Annotated in this window: 19 protein-coding genes; 10 read left to right on the top strand and 9 right to left on the bottom strand. The window is 36.9% G+C overall.

Features of this window, described 5'->3' with window-relative positions:
• The first annotated feature begins 108 nt into the window (after positions 1-108).
• The 6 genes from I7X29_RS12275 (at position 109) to I7X29_RS12300 (ending at position 6,298) form a co-directional block, all read left to right on the top strand.
• Entirely contained in the window at positions 109-741 is a 633-nt protein-coding gene (locus I7X29_RS12275; protein ID WP_198467572.1) for a hypothetical protein, read from the top strand.
• Between the two features lies 1 nt (position 742).
• The gene (locus I7X29_RS12280) at positions 743-1,267 is read left to right on the top strand and encodes a TlpA family protein disulfide reductase (protein ID WP_198467571.1); all 525 of its coding nucleotides are present in this window, start codon (positions 743-745) and stop codon (positions 1,265-1,267) included.
• A gap of 96 nt (positions 1,268-1,363) precedes the next feature.
• Complete coding sequence (locus tag I7X29_RS12285) at positions 1,364-1,567, top strand: hypothetical protein (RefSeq protein ID WP_198467570.1); 204 nt, start codon at positions 1,364-1,366, stop codon at positions 1,565-1,567.
• A gap of 469 nt (positions 1,568-2,036) precedes the next feature.
• Positions 2,037-4,211 (top strand): peptidase domain-containing ABC transporter, encoded by a 2,175-nt coding sequence (locus tag I7X29_RS12290; RefSeq protein ID WP_198467569.1) that lies wholly within the window; start codon positions 2,037-2,039, stop codon positions 4,209-4,211.
• Between the two features lie 236 nt (positions 4,212-4,447).
• Positions 4,448-5,020: a 1-acyl-sn-glycerol-3-phosphate acyltransferase gene (locus I7X29_RS12295; RefSeq protein WP_198467599.1), complete on the top strand. Its 573-nt coding sequence runs from the start codon at positions 4,448-4,450 to the stop codon at positions 5,018-5,020.
• 18 nt (positions 5,021-5,038) lie between these two features.
• On the top strand, positions 5,039-6,298 hold the full coding sequence (locus I7X29_RS12300; RefSeq protein WP_198467568.1) for a putative DNA modification/repair radical SAM protein: 1,260 nt from the start codon (positions 5,039-5,041) through the stop codon (positions 6,296-6,298).
• 147 nt (positions 6,299-6,445) lie between these two features.
• On the opposite strand, the gene I7X29_RS12305 is transcribed toward I7X29_RS12300, so the two are convergent.
• From I7X29_RS12305 to I7X29_RS12315, 3 genes are all read right to left on the bottom strand, one after another.
• Positions 6,446-6,589: a hypothetical protein gene (locus I7X29_RS12305; RefSeq protein ID WP_009412540.1), complete on the bottom strand. Its 144-nt coding sequence runs from the start codon at positions 6,587-6,589 to the stop codon at positions 6,446-6,448.
• Positions 6,590-6,774: 185 nt separating this feature from the next.
• On the bottom strand, positions 6,775-7,617 hold the full coding sequence (locus I7X29_RS12310) for a hypothetical protein (protein WP_009412539.1): 843 nt from the start codon (positions 7,615-7,617) through the stop codon (positions 6,775-6,777).
• The gene (locus I7X29_RS12315; protein WP_225879542.1) at positions 7,617-8,438 is read right to left on the bottom strand and encodes a HipA family kinase; all 822 of its coding nucleotides are present in this window, start codon (positions 8,436-8,438) and stop codon (positions 7,617-7,619) included. Before I7X29_RS12315 ends, I7X29_RS12310 begins: the two co-directional genes overlap by 1 nt.
• A gap of 522 nt (positions 8,439-8,960) precedes the next feature.
• Between I7X29_RS12315 and I7X29_RS12320 the strand changes: the two genes are divergently transcribed.
• The 3 genes from I7X29_RS12320 to I7X29_RS12330 are packed head-to-tail and all read left to right on the top strand — an operon-like array spanning position 8,961 to position 11,407.
• Complete coding sequence (locus I7X29_RS12320; protein WP_198467567.1) at positions 8,961-10,583, top strand: hypothetical protein; 1,623 nt, start codon at positions 8,961-8,963, stop codon at positions 10,581-10,583.
• A 33-nt stretch (positions 10,584-10,616) separates the two neighbouring features.
• Positions 10,617-10,988 (top strand): hypothetical protein, encoded by a 372-nt coding sequence (locus I7X29_RS12325; RefSeq protein ID WP_009412536.1) that lies wholly within the window; start codon positions 10,617-10,619, stop codon positions 10,986-10,988.
• An 11-nt stretch (positions 10,989-10,999) separates the two neighbouring features.
• Positions 11,000-11,407: a hypothetical protein gene (locus I7X29_RS12330; RefSeq protein WP_088593504.1), complete on the top strand. Its 408-nt coding sequence runs from the start codon at positions 11,000-11,002 to the stop codon at positions 11,405-11,407.
• A 34-nt stretch (positions 11,408-11,441) separates the two neighbouring features.
• On the opposite strand, the gene I7X29_RS12335 is transcribed toward I7X29_RS12330, so the two are convergent.
• From I7X29_RS12335 to nrfH, 5 genes are all read right to left on the bottom strand, one after another.
• Positions 11,442-11,801 (bottom strand): helix-turn-helix domain-containing protein, encoded by a 360-nt coding sequence (locus tag I7X29_RS12335; RefSeq protein ID WP_009412534.1) that lies wholly within the window; start codon positions 11,799-11,801, stop codon positions 11,442-11,444.
• A 100-nt stretch (positions 11,802-11,901) separates the two neighbouring features.
• Complete coding sequence (ccsA, locus tag I7X29_RS12340) at positions 11,902-12,696, bottom strand: cytochrome c biogenesis protein CcsA (RefSeq protein ID WP_198467566.1); 795 nt, start codon at positions 12,694-12,696, stop codon at positions 11,902-11,904.
• Positions 12,697-12,720: 24 nt separating this feature from the next.
• The gene (locus tag I7X29_RS12345; protein ID WP_198467565.1) at positions 12,721-13,944 is read right to left on the bottom strand and encodes a cytochrome c biogenesis protein ResB; all 1,224 of its coding nucleotides are present in this window, start codon (positions 13,942-13,944) and stop codon (positions 12,721-12,723) included.
• A gap of 84 nt (positions 13,945-14,028) precedes the next feature.
• Positions 14,029-15,495: an ammonia-forming cytochrome c nitrite reductase gene (gene nrfA / locus I7X29_RS12350; protein WP_198475055.1), complete on the bottom strand. Its 1,467-nt coding sequence runs from the start codon at positions 15,493-15,495 to the stop codon at positions 14,029-14,031.
• A gap of 27 nt (positions 15,496-15,522) precedes the next feature.
• Positions 15,523-16,140: a cytochrome c nitrite reductase small subunit gene (nrfH, locus tag I7X29_RS12355; protein WP_198475057.1), complete on the bottom strand. Its 618-nt coding sequence runs from the start codon at positions 16,138-16,140 to the stop codon at positions 15,523-15,525.
• Positions 16,141-16,326: 186 nt separating this feature from the next.
• On the opposite strand from nrfH, the gene I7X29_RS12360 reads away from it, so the two are divergent.
• Positions 16,327-17,724 carry an alginate export family protein gene (locus I7X29_RS12360; RefSeq protein ID WP_198475059.1) on the top strand — a complete coding sequence of 466 codons (1,398 nt, stop codon included), beginning with the start codon at positions 16,327-16,329 and terminating at the stop codon, positions 17,722-17,724.
• 231 nt (positions 17,725-17,955) lie between these two features.
• Here the strand turns inward: I7X29_RS12360 and I7X29_RS12365 are convergent, their stop codons facing one another.
• Positions 17,956-18,741, bottom strand: coding sequence for a DUF7738 domain-containing protein (locus I7X29_RS12365; RefSeq protein ID WP_198475061.1), 786 nt, complete (start codon positions 18,739-18,741; stop codon positions 17,956-17,958).
• Positions 18,742-18,743 lie beyond the last annotated feature (2 nt).

Here is an 18,743-nt window from a genome sequence, read left to right on the forward strand (position 1 = left end):
TAATTTTTTGAAAAGTGCGCATTCTGCACAAAATTTGTGCATTTTCTGCACTACAACTTTTGAAAACTCGTAGTAACTTTGCCTCGTAATTCAAACCAAAGTATTTTTATGAAATGGAATAACAGCACTATTTTTATTGTATTATCGGGGGCTTATATACTACTCTCCTATATTTCATCTGTAATACTAAATTTAAATGGGGTAATGGCACAATCATTATCTGAGCAACTTACCTCAGAGCAAATAGATAAATTTATTTCTTTTAGAGATAAGTGGCAATGGATAGGCTATGTAGCAGTTCCCATACTACTAATAATAAAGATAAGTGTAATCGCCCTGCTAATAGATATAGGTTGTGTGTTCTACAACGAAAAATTGCCCTATAAACAACTTTTTCGTATGGCGCTGTTAGGTGAAAGTATTTTTTTAGTTATTCCTATTATTAAATTGTGTTGGTTTACATTTTTTCAACCTGATTTCACATTGGAAGATATACAGTATTTCTATCCACTATCAGCTTTAAATATCACAGGGTATAAAGGCATTGCAGTTTGGTTTATCTATCCTTTGCAAGTGCTGAATGTATTCGAAATAACCTATTGGTTCTTTATGGCTATACAGCTCAACAAAGCTATTGGGAGCACTACTGGTAAAGGACTTAACATTATGGCAAGTGGTTATGGCTTAGGAATGCTTCTATGGATAGTGTGTGTAATGTTCTTTACCTTAAATATGGCATAGTATGAAAAAAACAATTGTAAAGAAACTCATTATAGCAATTGTACTACTATTTCTAAGTTTTATGGGGTTTCAAATTGTACAAAAGCTACAATACAAAAAGCAAGTACAGCAACAACTCAGTACTTTGCCTGAGTTTAACTTTCAAACCTTAGAAGGGAGCGCTTTTACGAAAGCTAACCTTCCCAAAAATAACAAAGCAGTTTTTATCTATTTCAATACCGAATGCGACTATTGTTTTTATGAAACCAAAGACATCAGCGAGCAGTTAGAACGATTTAAGTCAACTATACTACTACTTGTCTCAAACGAGAGCAAAGAAGCCATTAAATCCTTTGCTATAAAGCAAAACTTATTGGGTAAAGACAAGGTAATATGCTTGCAAGATAGCGCTTATACTTTTGCCAAACAATTCGAAGCCAATAGTATACCCTATATATTGGCGTACGATGCGCAAGGCAAATTACTATTGCGTCATAAAGGACAATTAAGAGTTGAAAAACTATTACAGCTCTTAGGCGAAAAATAAAATCATCTGCTAAGGAGAGGAGCAAAAAAGCTAGCGTTTGTGGATACTTCTTTTAGATGATACTCACTAATTTATTAATTTAATACTTTTAAAACTATGAAAAAGTTAGAAATCAAACAAATGGAAAAAATCCAAGGTGGAGATTTTTTGAATGGTGCTTGTGCTGTTATGGGGGGAACTAGAGCTGCTATAGCTGTAAGAGCTTTAGTAGCTCCAGTGATTGCTATACCTTTATGGGGACAAGTAGCTTTTGCTGCAGGAGCTGTTGCGTGTTTAGGTAGAGGAATGAGAATTTGGTAAACATGAAGAATAGTATACAAAAAGTATTATTAATATTAATTATAATACTTTTCCCTTTTGTGTTACTTAAATTACCAAATGAAGCTATTGCAAGCAAGGTATTAGATCCTATTTTCTTTTTAGTATTATCAATTCATCTCATTATAATTCTCTATGATAGTTTTAAAAAGAAAAAAGAGCATTAGCTTGCTTTAATGTAAAATTTTAACCTTAACAACCCTCATTTAGGGTTTCTTAAATGAGGGTTATTTTTAATACTATGAAGAATAAACTACAAAAAGTATTATCAATATTAGTTGTAATTCTCTTCCCTTTTGTGTTACTTAAATTACCAAATGAAGCTTTTTCAAATAAGGTATTAAGCCCTATTTTCTTTTTGGTATTATCAATCCATCTCATTATAATTCTCTACGATAGTTTTAGAAAGAAAAAATAATATTTTTAACACCATATCAACCTATCTTTATATATGTCTCTCCCTCTAAAACATATCTATAAAACTTTTGTACTCCAGCACGACCAAAGTGATTGTGGGGTAGCCTGCTTGCTGTCGCTCGTTCAATATTATAGTGGTACTCACTCCTTGGAAGACTTACGTATACAAAGCGGTACTACCGTGCAAGGTACTACGCTTTTAGGTCTTTACCAAGCTGCCAATTCCATAGGTTTTGAAGCAGAAGGTAACGAGGCGGATATAACAGTGCTTAAAACCTATAACGCTCCGCTTATATTACATCTAACAATAGGTAATTTAGAGCATTATGTAGTGTGCTATGGTTTTGAAAAAGATATATTTATCATCGGTGACCCCGCTAAAGGTATTATAAAACTATCTCCAGAAGAATTAGACAGTCTTTGGCTCTCCAAAACTTGCCTAACACTCACACCTACAATACAACTTAAAAAGAAAAGTACAGAACAGAAAGCTCAGTTTAAATGGTTTTTAAACCTCATTCAAAAAGATTTGCGCTTGCTTCTCATCAGCGGATTGTTAGGTACTGTCATAGCTGTTTTAGGTTTAGCTATGGCTATCTTCTCTCAAAAACTCATTGATAATATCCTCCCCTCAAAAGACATTAACAAACTCATTCAAGGCGTGCTATTGCTCACTTTTTTATTATTAGCACGCATTGGTATTTCAGTAGTGAGAGAATACTTCTTACTCTTGCAAGCCAAAGACTTCAATACACGTATCAATGAGCAGTTTTTTAGCAAACTCCTTCACTTGCCTAAATTCTTTTTCGATACACGCAAAATAGGAGAACTCATTGCTCGCCTAAACGATACCCAGCGTATTCAACGGGTAATAAAAATGCTTGTGAGTGCTACATTCATTGATATTCTGGTAGTACTTATCACATCTGCATTCTTGTTTTACTACTCTTGGCAAGTGGGGGTATTTACATTACTATCCATTCCTATTTATTTTTTTGTCATTCATAAAAACAACACTAAAATCGTTACCCTACAACGCGATGTAATGCAAAGTTATGCTTTGGTCGAAAGTCATTATATCAATACCTTTCAAGGTATTACCGATATAAAAATAGGCAACAAACAAAATGTATTTTCAAAAATAAATGAAACTCTTTTTCTCTCTTCACAAGAAAAGGCTTTCCAGTTAGGAAAAGTGAATATCAAACTCTCTTGGATATCTGGAATAATAAGTGTGATTTTCTTAGTAAGTATACTCATTTATAGCGCTATACAAGTACTCAAAGGCACTTTACTATTAGGTGGATTAATGGCTATCCTTTCAATGGCCGGCTCTTTATTGCCTTCTGTTCTCAATTTAGCACTGATAAGTATTCCTATCAACGAAGCCAAAGTAGCTTTTGCGCGTATGTACAATTTCACAGCCATACCTCCTGAGCAAGAAGAAGGTGAAAATATCAATACTATTGATAGAATAATCTTAGAAAATGTATCATTCCGTTTTGTAGGTAGAAAACCTATCTTGCATCATCTTTCTTTACAAATAAACAAAGGTGAAATCGTGGCTATTATAGGTGAAAACGGTTGTGGAAAAAGTACGCTTGCTAATCTTTTATTGCAGTTTTATCTTCCTGATGAAGGACATATTATTATCAATGAGGAACAGCCTTTGCATACTATCACCTTAGAAAGCTATCGCAATTTAGTAGCCTATATTCCACAAGAAGTGGCTATTTTCAACGGGAATGTATTAGATAATATTTTATTAGGTGCTCAATCTAACCCTGAAGAACTCATCGCTTTCTTAAATAAATATGGTTTTGATAGCTATTTCAATCAGTTTCCACAAGGATTAGCTACTCAGTTAGGTGAAAAAGGGGTAAATATCTCTGGTGGACAAAAACAGCTCATTGCCTTTGCTAGGGCACTATTCAAAAAACCTCAATTGCTAATTTTAGACGAAGCTACTTCTGCAATGGATAGGCATACTGAAGCCTTTATACATAGGGTTCTCCACCAAATCAAACACAATAGCCTAATACTCTTCATATCCCACCGCCTGCACTCCTTACCCAACCTTGCTGACCGTATTTGTGTTTTAGAAAAAGGAACTATCACCCACTCAGGCTCTCACAAGGAGTTAATGCAAAGTCAAAATTTCTACAGCAACTTTTTCGCTAACTCTTCTGCAAATTTGTCAATTTCCTAATTATTCGTACTTTTGCCGTAAATATTTAAAACAATCAAGGTTATGAACAGCAGAAAAATCGTTCTTATCGTAATGATGTGTCTTTCATTGTGCTTTTCTGGCTATTGCTTAATGGAATATCTCAACAACAAAATGCATTTCTTAACCATTATCTCAGGTTTGTTATTTTTTGTAACATTCTTAACCTCTTACCTCAGAATTGATAAATTGACAAATCAACAAATTGACAGTTTATGATTAAAAAATGGATTGGCTCTTTCGCCTTATGGGTGATGGGCTGGAAAATAGAACTACAGGGCGATCTAAAAAACCTCAATCGCTGTGTGTTGGTAGTAGCGCCTCATACTACCAATTGGGAATTCGTTCTCGGTATTTTGGCGTATTGGAAGTTTGAAAAACCTATCAAACTCATTATCAAAGATGCCCACACCAAAGCTTGGTATGGCTGGGTGGTACGCAAATTGGGCGGCATAGGCATCAACCGCTCTCAGCACAACCACCTCATCGAGTTTATCACCCAACGCTTTAAAGAAGAAGATTTTAGCTTGGTGGTAACCCCCGAAGGTACGCGCTCTCGCGTGAACAAATGGCGTATGGGCTTCTACCATATTGCGCTTTCTGCCCAAGTGCCTGTGGTTTTGGGGGCTGGCGATTTTAAGAAAAAAACAATCTACATAGGTAAAACCATCTCCCTCACCGACCTGCAAACGCGCTCTCAAGAGAGTATTATGCAGGAAATTTACGATTTTTACAAGGATATCAATCCAAAATACCCCGAACAGTGGAACCCCCTATCCCCTATTTCCTAACCCCTATCCCCTAATTATATGGATTTTGAACGTATCAAAGAAAAATTGGCTATCCTCGCCGATGCTGCCAAATACGATGTTTCTTGCTCCAGTAGCGGAAGTTCACGCAAGGCAGTGAAAGGCGAATTGGGCAACGCCGCCAATTTTGGCATCTGCCACTCGTTTACCGAGGACGGCAGGTGTATTTCTCTGCTCAAAATACTGCTTACCAACCATTGTATCTACGATTGTGTGTACTGCGTATCGCGACGCAGCAACGACATACAGCGCGCTGCTTTTAGCGTGCAAGAGGTGGTAGACCTTACTATCAACTTTTACCGCCGAAATTATATAGAGGGTTTGTTCCTCAGTTCAGGAGTCTTCAAAGACCCCGATACCACAATGGAACGATTGGTGCGCGTGGCTAAAAAGTTACGTTTAGAAGAGCGTTTCAATGGTTATATCCACCTAAAAACGATTCCAGGGGCGAGTGAAGCTCTCGTTCACGAGGCAGGACTCTATGCCGACCGCCTTTCTATCAACCTCGAAATCCCCACCAAAGAAGGACTCAAGTTGCTTGCTCCCGAAAAAGATCACCAGCAGATGATCACCCCAATGCAGCAGCTGAAAAATGAATTGGCTATTCACTCTATTGAAAAGAAGAAATTCAAGCATACACCAAAATTTGCCCCCGCCGGACAAACTACCCAAATGATTATAGGCGCTACTAATGAAACTGACCAGAAGATAATAAAAGTCGCCAGTTATATGTATGATAAGTTAGAGATGAAGCGGGTGTACTATTCGGGATATGTACCGGTATTGCAAGACAGCCGATTGCCGTCTATTCACTCTCAGGTGCCTATAGTGCGTGAAAATCGTCTCTATCAAGCTGATTGGTTAATGCGTTACTATGGCTTTGCCCCCGATGAGATTTTAGACACGCGTCAGTCTTTCCTCGACTTAGAAATAGACCCTAAACTCGCTTGGGCATTGCGCCACCCACACATCTTTCCGGTAGATGTAAACACCGCACCTCGTGAGATGCTTTTGCGCATCCCAGGGGTAGGCGTACGTTCAGTACAGAAGATACTCACAGCGCGCACCTTCCAAAAACTCACCTATTACAGTCTCAAACAGATAGGAGTAACCCTCAGCCGAGCCAAATACTTCATCACTTGCAGTGGGGCAACCCCTTTAGCAGGCACTATGGAGCCCACAAAACTCCGCCATTTGCTCATCGCCAATAGCCATAACAAACACAAAGAACTCTTCAACGGACAGTTATCGCTGTTTTAAGATACAAAAAAAGCTATCTAAAAAGACAGCTTTTTTTGTATATTTACTTTTGCTTTTAAGAATTAACCTTGTATTGGTTTTTAGAAAATTAGCATTAGTAAATTAGAATCGGGATTTTTTAATCGTTTCTAACCTTAGGGAACAAAATTAAGATTGTTTTTTTCTATTAGGATTCATTTGTTTGCCTCTATTCCCTTGGGCTTTGTCAAATTGTTTATTTGTGCCATCACTTCCTTTGTTTGGATTTTGCATATTGGCACAATTGTTTTCTGGGGTAATCTTTTTTCCCATTGTTGAAAAATTTAAGTGTTATTTACAAGCGCAAAAGTATAAATAATTTTCCTATTAAACAAATTGTTTGTTCCATCAGCTACTTATTGCCAACAGCCACAAAAAGCTCTTCAAAGAATAATTATCTCAGTTTTAAAGGATAAAAAATAGGATATTTTTGACGGAAAATCTATTTTGATAGATTATCAGTCGGCAAAAAAAGGCGTTACCTGGTGTTGTGTAAAATAACTAGTTATTTCTCCTATATCTTGAAGTTCTACATAATCTATTATTTTGGTATTACGCAGGTTATTCCAAAGATGATGATTTTCTTTTAGTTTTTTGTCTGGTTCTTCGCCTATAAGATAGTATTTCCCTTTCTTATTTTGATTATCGTTTAATGCTTTCGTTAGAGATATAAAACTATTTATATTGTTACTTATAGTTTGAATGTTTCTTTTTAGGTTAAGTATATCTCCCGCTGTGGGGACTTCATTTTTACCTATAAACCCAACTTTTGTAGGAATTAGAAGGGTATTTAAATCTTTATTGGTAATTTCTCTATCTATATTGACCCTTTCTGATACTTCCTCATAAAAAGATATAGTTTGTGGTTTTTTCAATATATCTATATCCTTTTCTTTATCTATCAATACAGGATAACGAAATACATACATTTCAAAGAATTTTTTAAAGATGTCTTCATTAAGTTCTATATCGACAATTGTTGTCTCTCCAAATTGTATGAGATTATTTGAGTATTTTCCTAAATAGGATAGGTATTGTTTATTTACCCAATTATTTAACATTTCTTTTCTGGCAAATAAAGTGTCTGACTCATCGGTATTAAAACTTTTATATAGTGATTTTAGATATTGTTTTACGATAAGAAATGCTTCATTAGTGAATAAGTGTTTAACTTTTGTTAGTTTCTCATCGGAATAGTTGAAAAACAAAGTGTCATTATTTGCCATAATGAGCCCAACGCTGAATCTATCTGATGATAGAGCATTTGTTGATAAGTAGATAGGACAGTATAAGGTTTCCATTATGGTTTATGAATTATTGATGTTTGTATATATTTTCTAAATGTATGTTCACAAATTTTAAGCCAATCTTCTGTGAAAATTATGTCTATTTTAGTTTTGTGACTTTGTAAGTCTATATGCCATTTTTGAGGAACTTGATTTAATATAGATTGTAAATTGTCTTGACAATTCTTTGTAAATATAGGGAACTCTTTCAATAAATCATTCATTTCTCGCACTGTTTCTGTGTCATTCTTAAATACAAATGTAGCTAATTTGGAATTGAGTATGCTGTCGTCTTGTGTTATTAGTTCCATTGATTGATCATATGCCATTGATGAATTGAAAATCTCTGTATTATCAATAATGTACAAAATTGAGAACCCTCCTTTTATTGCTTGTAATAACAAGTTATAGTTGTTAAAGGTTCTATCTTCATTGGATAGCCAAATATCAAAAAGGGCTATTTTGAGCAAATCATTTTTATTTTTAATCCTTCTAATAATATCTTTGTCTGTAAGTATTGTTTTATTAACTTCAATTGCATTCTGTAGAAAAAGCGACCCAAAACATTCCCTTTCAAAAAATCTTCGTTCTAATCCTCGTTTGTCTTCAAGAGGTTTTATATGTTTCTCATAGTCTATTTCTATAAAAGCCCCCTCTGGTATATTTATTTGCCATATTTTAGCAAATTGATAAGCTAATAATTCATTAAAGAGTTGGTTTACATCTCTATACTTACACACCCATTGGTTCAGGTCATTTGCCATTATCAAAACGGGGCTACTACCCTGTGTATCATATTTTTTTATAATGGATTGTATACTTTTTAATCTTTTCAATTGGGAGTTTTTGCAGATTTCTGTTGCAAAAATATAAAAATATTTTTATGTATATATTATATTTTTGTTATTTTTTATTTTTCACGTTAAAAAACGTTATAATTCAGTCTTTAGACATTAGACATTTAATGTATCAGATAATTTTCCTATTAAACAAAAAAAGCTACTAAGCAAGATGCTCAACAGCTTTTTATTATCAAAATTAATTCCTAAAACACATCAAAAATGTGTTTCATACTGTTCTTTGTTGATGTCTACAAAGTCACCTTGACCTATCTTTTTGATGATATTGGTCACAAAACCTTTCATCTGTTCAAAAAGTCTCAAAATTGTATTTATGCCGCTACATTTTGGCAAGTCTTAAAACTTTTCTAAATTTGATTATACTGATAATCTATTTATTTAATCATCACTCTTTAGTTCAAAATAAGAAATATAAGTTCAAAATAAGAAATAATTAGTGTTGTATATCTTTTTTATCCGTGGTATTTTTGCCCCGTTTAATTCATAAAATTTCAAATAATGAAAAGATTATCAACAATTTTCACGGTGCTTTCACTTATAGCACTTACGATTATCGGTTGCTCCAAAGACGATGGAGGGAGCGACAACAACGGCAATAACAGAGGTAATGGCACTGGGAACGGTAATGGCAACAGCAATACTGGTCAGGCTGTAACAGCTATTACACCCGACTTTCTCAACGGAACGTGGTCACACGTAGAATTTGAGTATGACGGAGTGAAGTTCTCTAACAATGCTAACCACCAAACTGAATGGAATTGTGTTAAAAAAGGGTCTTTTGTCTTTACCAAAAATCAAGTTACTCTTATCACCAATCAGTATGACGATGAGGACAATACTTGTACTGAAAATCGAGGCACTTTTAATTATACAGTAGAAAATGGCAAGGTTTATCTTGTAATTCAAGGGAAGAAAGAACTTTTGGATATTACTAAAGCTGGGGATAACATCATAGTTTCTGTAAAAGATGAAGATGGTAAAACTACTAAACGCACCCTTACTAAAACCTCTTCTAATAGTACAGCACCAGCTGCGAAAAAAGCTACTGCAAAAATCACTGTATCAGGGGTTACTAATGGAATAAAAGTAATCGTAGCTAATAGTACTTTTAAATCAAGCCACGTAGCTGTAAAAGAGGCTACTGTAAGCAATGGTAGTGCTATTATTGATGTATCAGAATATATAGGTAGAAAGCTGTATTTCATTGTAGAAAAAGACAATGAATATCTTTCTACTGAAGTAGAAAAAACAATTGCTGAAGGCGATAATACCATCGCTCTTACAGCTACTGCAAAGGATTATACTGTAAAGATAAAGGTAGTAAGCAATGGTACTGCTGTAAGTGGTAAAAAGGTGTATGCTGCTGATTCTTATACTTTTCAAGCTCTCAGTTATGGACTTAAAACGGGTAATGGCAATGAAAATCTTTTAACTTCTACTAAAAATGCTACTACCAATGTACAAGGTATAGCTACTTTCAGCAACTTCCGTCCTACATACAACAATCAAAAATATACATTTTTTGTAGTTACTTCTTCTTCACCTTACTACAAAGAAGTAGAACTCGCTATTGATGGTACTGCTAAAGAAAGTACTATTACTCTTGCAGGAAGCCAAGCACAAACAAGAAAAGTAAACGTTGAATTCTTGGTAAGAGATAGTAATGAATACCTAAACAATGTAAAAATAACTATTGAAGGGCAAACAAAAAGCACTAACACAATAGGTAGTGTTAAAGGTTATGTAGTTTTTGAACTTGAACAAAACAAAAGTTTTAGCTATACTGCTACTACCCCTTGTGGTCATACTAAAACAGGTAGTTTTACTACTAATGCTTATAGCAATATGGTTCAAGTAACCCTCAACACTACTGAAAACTGTAATAATCAAGCAAAAGGAACACTTATCATTAAAAACACTTCTAAAAATCCATATACTGTAAAAGTAGGAAGTAGTACTTTTGTAATGGAAGGAAAAACAACAAGAACTTTTGAGGTAGCATTAGAAACTTATACCGTAAGCTGGAAACAAAACAAAGGTTATGCTTTTTATCCTACTGAAGGCTCTTACGATGCTGAATTTAGTAGAAACAACAGAGAAATTACAGTTTCTTTCCCCTAATCAATTTCGTAACTAATTAATTTTCATAAACCAATGAAGAAATTTTTAATTCTTGGTACAGCACTGCTAATGTTAAGTGCTTGTCGTACCACTAAAACAGATGTAGGGCAGTTTCGCGAAACCCCTACCGAAGATTATGTGTATGCCAAAGGTAAACAAGTATGGCTTTTTTGGGGACTACTTCCTATAGGACGGACTAAAGTAAATACACCCTCTTCAGGTAACTGTCAAGTAGTTACTCGTACTAACCTTGCTGATTTTTTGATTAGTGGAATTACAGCTGGTATTGTAACCACTGAAACTATCAAAATCAAAGCAAAACGTGAGAATGCTCCTCAACAAGCTCAACCTCAGAATGCAGGTAACACAACTATTGAAATACACAATCACAGTAATAACCAATAATCCACAAAGCAATGAAGAAATTTTTAATGTACACAACAGTATTGTTACTTACAGCAATCACCACATTTGCGTGTAGTAAAGACAAGGATGAAGACAAAGCAACTTCTGCTACTATTCAATTAGTAGACCTCTTAGGTAAACCTGTAAAAGGAGTGAGAGTATACGCTTACGATCAAGATACTTGGAATATGATGGGCGACGAAACATTTCACGCTACCTTCCAAGTAGTTTCTGATGATGCAGGTAACGCTACTTTTACCAATCTTGATAAAGGAACGCAATTCACAAGTGTTAATAATGAGACTAATACCTTTACTTTTTCAGCGCACTATACACTTAACAATAGTAGTAAAACTAAAAGAGTTTCTATTACTTTGAAAAAAGGAGATACCAAAACTGAAAAGTTGGTACTCAACTAAAACGATAAAAAGCTGCCCTAAGGCAGCTTTTTTATTATTTATTAAGCATCTCTTTGAGCATTACTATTTGCTCTTTCAGGGAAGCTATAGTTTCTTCGTATTGAGCTATTAATTTTTCGGGAATTTGATTCAAATGATATTCTCCATTACAAGTGCCAGAAGAATTATTATTGATGTTGAACACTTTTTTATCGTCGAAACCTAAAACTTTCATCGGGTCTACTTGCAAAATAGCACATATTTCGTTGAGGCGCGTAATGGTAAGTTGCGTCTCTCCTGATTCAATCTTTGAATAAGCGCGTGTAGAAATTCCTAACTGAGCCGCGACAAAGTCTTGAGAAACTCTTTTTACTTCGCGTGCTTGCTTTATCTTTACTTCTGGTTGTTCAATCATCTTAATACCATTTTAATAATCAGTAGGCAAAAGTATAAATAATTTTCCTATTAAACAAAAAAAGTCGCTTAGTGAGGTACTTAGCGACTTTTTTTATTATTTATCCAGAATAGGTATGTACACTCATTTGTGCTGTTGGTAAGTAGTTTACACCAAACCAGCAAACAAGGAGCAGTATAAAGGCAATTCCTACAATAAGGAAACTCTGGAATGGTTTCTTTTCTTTGTGATTGTACTTGTGGTGGAGATATACCAAATAGCCGAGCCAAGTGATAAATGCCCAAGTTTCTTTAGGGTCCCACGTCCAATAGTGTCCCCAAGCTTCTTTTGCCCAAAGGGCTCCAAAAAGCAATCCAAAGGTGAGGAATACATAACCTATTTTTACGAGTTGATCGATAACAATGAAAATTGATTGTACTTCTTGTCCTTTTTTATAGCGATAAATGCCATAGAAAGCGGTGAGTGATGCCATTCCTAACATTGCATAAGCAAATATATACACAATTACGTGTGGAATGAACCACACGCTCTGCAAGGCAGGCATTAGGGCTTTGTTCATTGTATCGGGGTGGGTGTAGGTAAGTACTACAAACACAATCCCCATTACAGCCGAATAGCTGAGCATCCACTTTTGACGATAGAGCCAATAGATGGCACAGCCTATGAGCCCCATAAAGAATGCGTACCAAACGCGCGTTTCGGCAAGGGTGCGCAATGGTGGACGGTCTAAGTTTTGCCATAAGGCAACGATAAAACCTCCTATGGTTAGGGTGGCTACTAAATGAGCTGTAATACTGAGGTTTCTAAGGCTTTTGCTTTTGCTGTAGATAAGCGTACCAGAAAGTAGCCACAAAGCTACTGTGATATATGTTATAAGATTAAAATAATGCCACATAGTTTAGAAAATAGGAATTAGGAGTTAGGAATTAGATGTTTGTTTTTTAGTTTTTACTTCAAAGAGTAGGGCAATACCGCCAGCAAGTAGTAAGAAAATTCCTACATAAACGACAGGTAACCAAGGGTCGGAGATGAGTTCGACGACACTGAGTTCTGACCAGCGCCCCATACGCTCGTCGTAACTCAATTGGTAAATGCGCCAACCACCTACGCTGATAGGGTGGTTTACTTCTATTTTTTCTTCGAGTACTTCGTTTATATGATCTTTTTGATATATCAATACATCGGATTGGAATTTGCGTGCTTCGGCAGGAGCCATTACTAAGGTATGTTCATCGTCTAAATGAATGGCACGGGGTGAGAATTGGAAGTTTCCTGCTGAAATCCAATCGGTTTTCTTTTTATGAGTACGGAGGTCTTCTACGGTTACTTTGGCTGCATTGGTAGCTCCCCACATTGTGTGATTGACATAAGTACTATCGGTATCGGGGATTGCTTTTTCGAGGTATTGGAGAAGGGTAATTTTCCAGTTCAGCAGGGTCATACTCTCACCTTGTTTTTCGAGCATAAAGCCTATAGGTTTTTCGTGAGGTAGTGCTGAGCCTGTGCTATCGATAACAAATAGTTTATTAGGGTAGATATCGATACTAAACTCTTTGAGTTCCATAGCGATAGGAAGTTGTACTACGCGATTATCCTCGGTAGTAGCGCGCCATTCAAGCTTATCCTTATAGAGGTTCATTTTCAGACGTATAATATCTCCCTGACCTAATACGCCAGCGAACATTGTAAGCCATAAGCCAAAGTGATTGAGGAGGAAAGGTATGTTTTTGCGTTGGTAGACCATCGAGCGTTTTAGGATAGAAAACCAGAGGTTCATCAGTGCCAATACGAAGATAATGCCAAAGTACCAAGTTTTGGTAAGGTCGTCTAAGCCCAATTTGCCCACAAAGCTATGAGCTACCTCTTGAGGATTTACGTTGATGCTCCCCAAACCAATGGTGAGTACCCCAAGGGTTACGACCGTAACAATAGCAAAAGGCGCTGATGAAAAGCGCACGATAAAATTCGTTTTTCTAAAAATAAAATATACAGCTGTAGTGAGTACCACAAAGGCAAAGCCTCCTATTACATTGTAAGGAAAGCTAAACCAGCTTTTGCTGATACTTCCTAAGGTAAGTTGTAGTATCAGCCCTATGATAAGGGATAAGCACGCTACGAGAATAGCGAAGGGATATTGTTTCATAGTTAGGTAAGAGATAAGAGGTAAGAAATAGGGGCGAATGTAATTCGCCCCTACATCGTGATTTGTCATTCGTAATTCGTTAAATTACTTTTGGGTTACTAAGCGTCCTTTTTCTTTAGCTTCTTTAATCCATTTAGGAACGATAGTTTCTAAGAATCTTTTCTTAGCAGCTTCTTCTTTAGGGATATCTAAGCCTATTTCTTTCTGAGCTTTAGCTTTAGTGCTGATATCAGGCATCACGAAAGCTGTTTTGATGTTTAGTTTTTCTTTAAGCACATCTAAATTATCTTCAGCTTGATAAGCATAGATAAGACCATCGCTAAGGAGGCGTTCAGATTCGATAGGAGCGTGGAAAGCGGCACCGTGTGAAGAGTGTACCATATCCCAACGCCATTGTGATTTGCGGATAAGTGCCAAAGTAGGTTTCATTTGTTCTTCAGTAGCACCGTTATCCCACAAGAATTTAGCTTTAAAGTGTACTTTTGCTAATTGTTTTTCGAGTTTCATACGCATACCATATACAGCATCTTGGCGATCGTATACGTTTTTCACCAATTCTTCTTCACTTTGGCGGTGACAAGTTTGACAACTTGCTGACACGTTACGCAAAGGGCTACTGATTTGGTGATCGGTGAATTTCACAGCACCATCAGTTTTGTAAGGCATATGGCAATCGGCACAAGAAACGCCACGTTGTCCGTGAATACCGAGTTGAGAAAGTTCATAGTCGGGGTGTTGTGCTTTGAGGATAGGAGTACGGCTAAGTGGGTGTACATAGTCAGTCCAACCTTCTGCATCGTAGTACTCTTCCATCTTTTCAATAGTCATACCTTTATCCCAAGGGAAAGTAAGATATTTTTTATCACCTTTGAAGTAGTACTCTACGTGGCATTGCGCACAGACGAGAGAACGCATCTCTTGATGAGTAGCTTTATTGATATCGCGCCCTTGACGTTTGAAGGCTTCTTGTAAAGCCAATTGACTTACTTGCAATTTCATAGTTTTAGTATCGTGGCAAGTAGCGCAACCGATAGGATTTACGATTTGGCTACCCCATTGATCCCAAGGAGCGCTGTAATAAGTTTCGGCACCTACTTCTTTCATAAGGCGAGGCACATCGGGGCTTTTACAAGTCCAGCAAGTACCTGGTTGAGGAGAGTGGGTAGAATCGGTAGGGGCACCAGTACGGAGGATTTTAGTAACGTCTTCAATAGCGTGCATGTGTCCGCGTGGAGCGTTGTATCCCTTAGAGAAAGAATAACCAGCCCAAAGGATTACCATTTCTGGACGTAGCTCAAGCAGATCATCATCGTTACTACTCATATACTTAGAGCGGAAAGTAGTGTCGGCAGTAGCTGCCCACGAAGCGTATTCACGAGGATAGAACGGTTCGTAAAGCTCATTGCGGCATTCACCTTCTTTAAGGTTATTACCACCTCTAGCTATCAATTGAGCTTCTGTAGATCTGTTCATTATCGAATTAGCCAATAGACCTAATAAAAAGGTAACCACTGCTAATAAACCTGCAATTAACCAATGTTTCTTTTTCATCGCTGTATAAATTATATTTCGTTTTTTTTAATTATTTGATTTTTCTCTGTTTTTCACCATTTTGTCAAGCCACTCAGGGGTATTGCTTGGCATATTACTAATAATAGGCACGGGTGAATGAGGAGCTGCATTAAGTCCACGTACACGGCTGTGAGGCACTTCGCGGTGGCAGTCCCAGCACAGTCGCCCGTTATCGGCGTGAGCCATTTCGGCAGTTACCTTTCCTGCTTGTACTTCACTTACCAAAGTACTATGGCAACGAATACAATTTTCTTGTACTACTCTTTGCCCTGGAGAATGCATCTTAATCACTTGTGGTTCCATACGGAAGGTGAACATCGTGGCGTGACGCAGACCGTCGTTCGCTTTAAAATAATATTTGCGAAAAACGTTGTCGTGAGGCACGTGGCAATCGTTACACACAGTATTGCGACCGTGCGAAGAGTGCATCCACGTAGCGTACTCAGGCTCCATAATATGGCAGTTCACACACGCCTTGGGGTCGTCGGACAGATAGGTATGCGCTTTCGATATATAAAAAATATATCCGCAAAGCCCTATCAGTATCCCTACTAACGAGGGAATTAAGAAACGAAACCATCGTCCTTTTTTAGTAGATGGGGTGTTGTTATCTGTTGTCGCCATTATATAAAAAAATATTTTTTCGTTGTTTTTCGTTGCAAATGTAAAATAGTTTCCTTACATTTGCAAAAGAAAATAAAGATATATCCTTATTTTATTGTAATTCTAAATAAGAGACTGTGGTCTTATGTCTTATTTTTAGTATTTTAACCTATTTTAAACGTAAAACATTTTAAAAACACTATACCAATGAAAAAACATTTATTATCATTTTTTGCTTTGGGTACCGCTTTCGTTTTGTGCCCCACTTTAGCAACTGCGCAGGTAGAAAATCCTCCTGCCCCTAATGAAGGTATTCCTCCTCCACAACCTCCTATGGAAGAGATGATGACACCTCCTTCTCCGCCACCTGCCGATAATGAGTTCACGCTATCAGCACAAATTCGTCCGCGTTTCGAGTACCGCAATGGGGCATATCGCCCTTTAGTAGAAGGTGAATCTCCTGCTATCCTCACCAACAACCGCGTGCGCTTAAACTTCGACTATAAGCATAGCGACCGCCTACATTTGTACGTTTCTCTCCAAAACGTAAACGTTTGGGGGCAAGCGCAACAAGTACAAGCTGTCGATAGAACAGGCGGTATGTCGGTTTTCGAGGCTTACGCCGAATTCCCTCTTATGAATACTCTTAGCGCAAAAGTAGGTAGACAGATGATTGTTTTAGATGATGATCGCATTTTTGGGTCGCTTGATTGGCATCCTGCCGGACGTAGCCACGATGCGGTGAACCTCAATTGGACACCTTCTGAAAAGTTGACACTTCGCGGTTTCTTTGCTTATAACCAATCGGGAAGTACCACGACCCCTACTCTAAATGTAAATACTCCGAGCGGACAGAATTTCACTCCAGGATGGGGTCAGGATTATCAACACTTGCAAGCGCTTCACGCGCACTATAGCATCAGTGAAGCGCACCAATTGTCGCTCTTGTTTGCTAACTTAGGTTACCGTACTGATGATAGTGCTGACCAAAATATGCAAACTTTCGGTGCGCACTACACTGGCAAAAGTAACCAGTTGACCTATGGAGCTTCTGCTTATTTGCAAACTGGTAAAAACGCTGCAGGTGCCGATAAAAGCGCTTATATGTTTGCAGTGAACGCAGGCTACAAGTTCTCTCCTATCTTTGGCTTAACCGCTGGAGTAGACTACCTCAGTGGCAACGCCTCTGATGACACTTCGGGTAAAGATAAGAAATTTAACCCATTCAGCGGTACCAACCACAAGTTCTACGGCTTTATGGATTATTACTATGTAGGTTTCACTCCTTCTGTAGGTTTGCTCAATCCTTATCTCACTGCCAATGTGCGCACTGGCGAAAAGAGCAACCTCAGCGCTACTTATCACTTCTTTGCACCCGCTGCCAAGTTCGAAACTGATAAGAAGCACAGTAGCCTCGGTAGTGAAATCGACTTAGTGTACAACTTAAAAGTACAACCTTTTATAGGGTTACAAGTAGGTTACTCTACTTATTTTGCTAACGATGGCACTAAAGCCCTCAAAGGTACTGCTAACCAACGCGGTTACCAAGACTGGTTCTGGTGCAGTTTGAACATCAATCCTAAGTTGTTTTCAGCAATGTTTTAAAAGGAGTAACAACTCATAACAAAAAAGGATAGCTTTCTATGGAGAGCTATCCTTTTTTACATTTGCTACTACTTGTTCCTTGTACATTTAGAGACTACAAAATATAACACTCTTTTTAATAAGATGAAAATTAATAATACGGATAAAGTGTAAATGAGTAATCCTATGCTATATGATAAGGATTGTAAATTGTTTCATAAATAGTTAGAATGAATACATATTTTCATCATCTCAGTTGATTCCATAGCCTATTTTAATATATTCCAAAGCATTATCGCTATATTGAAGACTGCAAAGAATATAATGCCCTTGTTCTTCACAGAAATTTTTTCGATAATCATCCCAAAACTCACCGTCTCCTTCCGTTTTCCCGTGTTCGTTAATTCCATTCATATTTACATCACGAAAAGTAAACTTATTAACCTCTAAGGCTCTACGATTTTTATTAAACTCTTTTAGAGACATTCCTGCCTTTACCTCTGCCCCATCTATGGTAACTGATTTATCATATATATTGTAGGGCAGGAAAAAGAATTCTTTTAAGATGCTAATATTTGTATAACCTTCTCCTTGCTGATAATTTAGTTTATCCCAAACCTCATCATGAGTAAGATTGTATTTCTCTTCATATTTTTTCATTGTTTCAAGGTAATCTGTTGGGATAAAAGACAATTTTTCCTTTCTTCCAGCAGGGCTATCTAAGTTGGCATAAAAGATATAGAGAACATCGTATTTTCTCGTTTTAGGTGAGGGGTCATAAGGATCGCTATTAGTAGTCATAGGATTCTGAATAGCTGTACCTAAATCGTCCCAAATATAAACACATTCATACTGTTTTCTTGAAACTTTACCAAATATCTTCTCCCATTCTTCAATGGGTTTGCCAAAGGGCAGTGGTTTCCCTTTATACAAAGCACTACACTCTGTAATTTGAAAATCTGTATTTATCATTTTTTTTTCTTGTCCACAGGATAAGCACAGTATACTTATTGCTAAAAATGTTACCAATCGTTCCATTG

The sequence above is a fragment of the Capnocytophaga periodontitidis genome, from assembly GCF_016126015.1.
GTDB lineage: Bacteria > Bacteroidota > Bacteroidia > Flavobacteriales > Flavobacteriaceae > Capnocytophaga > Capnocytophaga periodontitidis.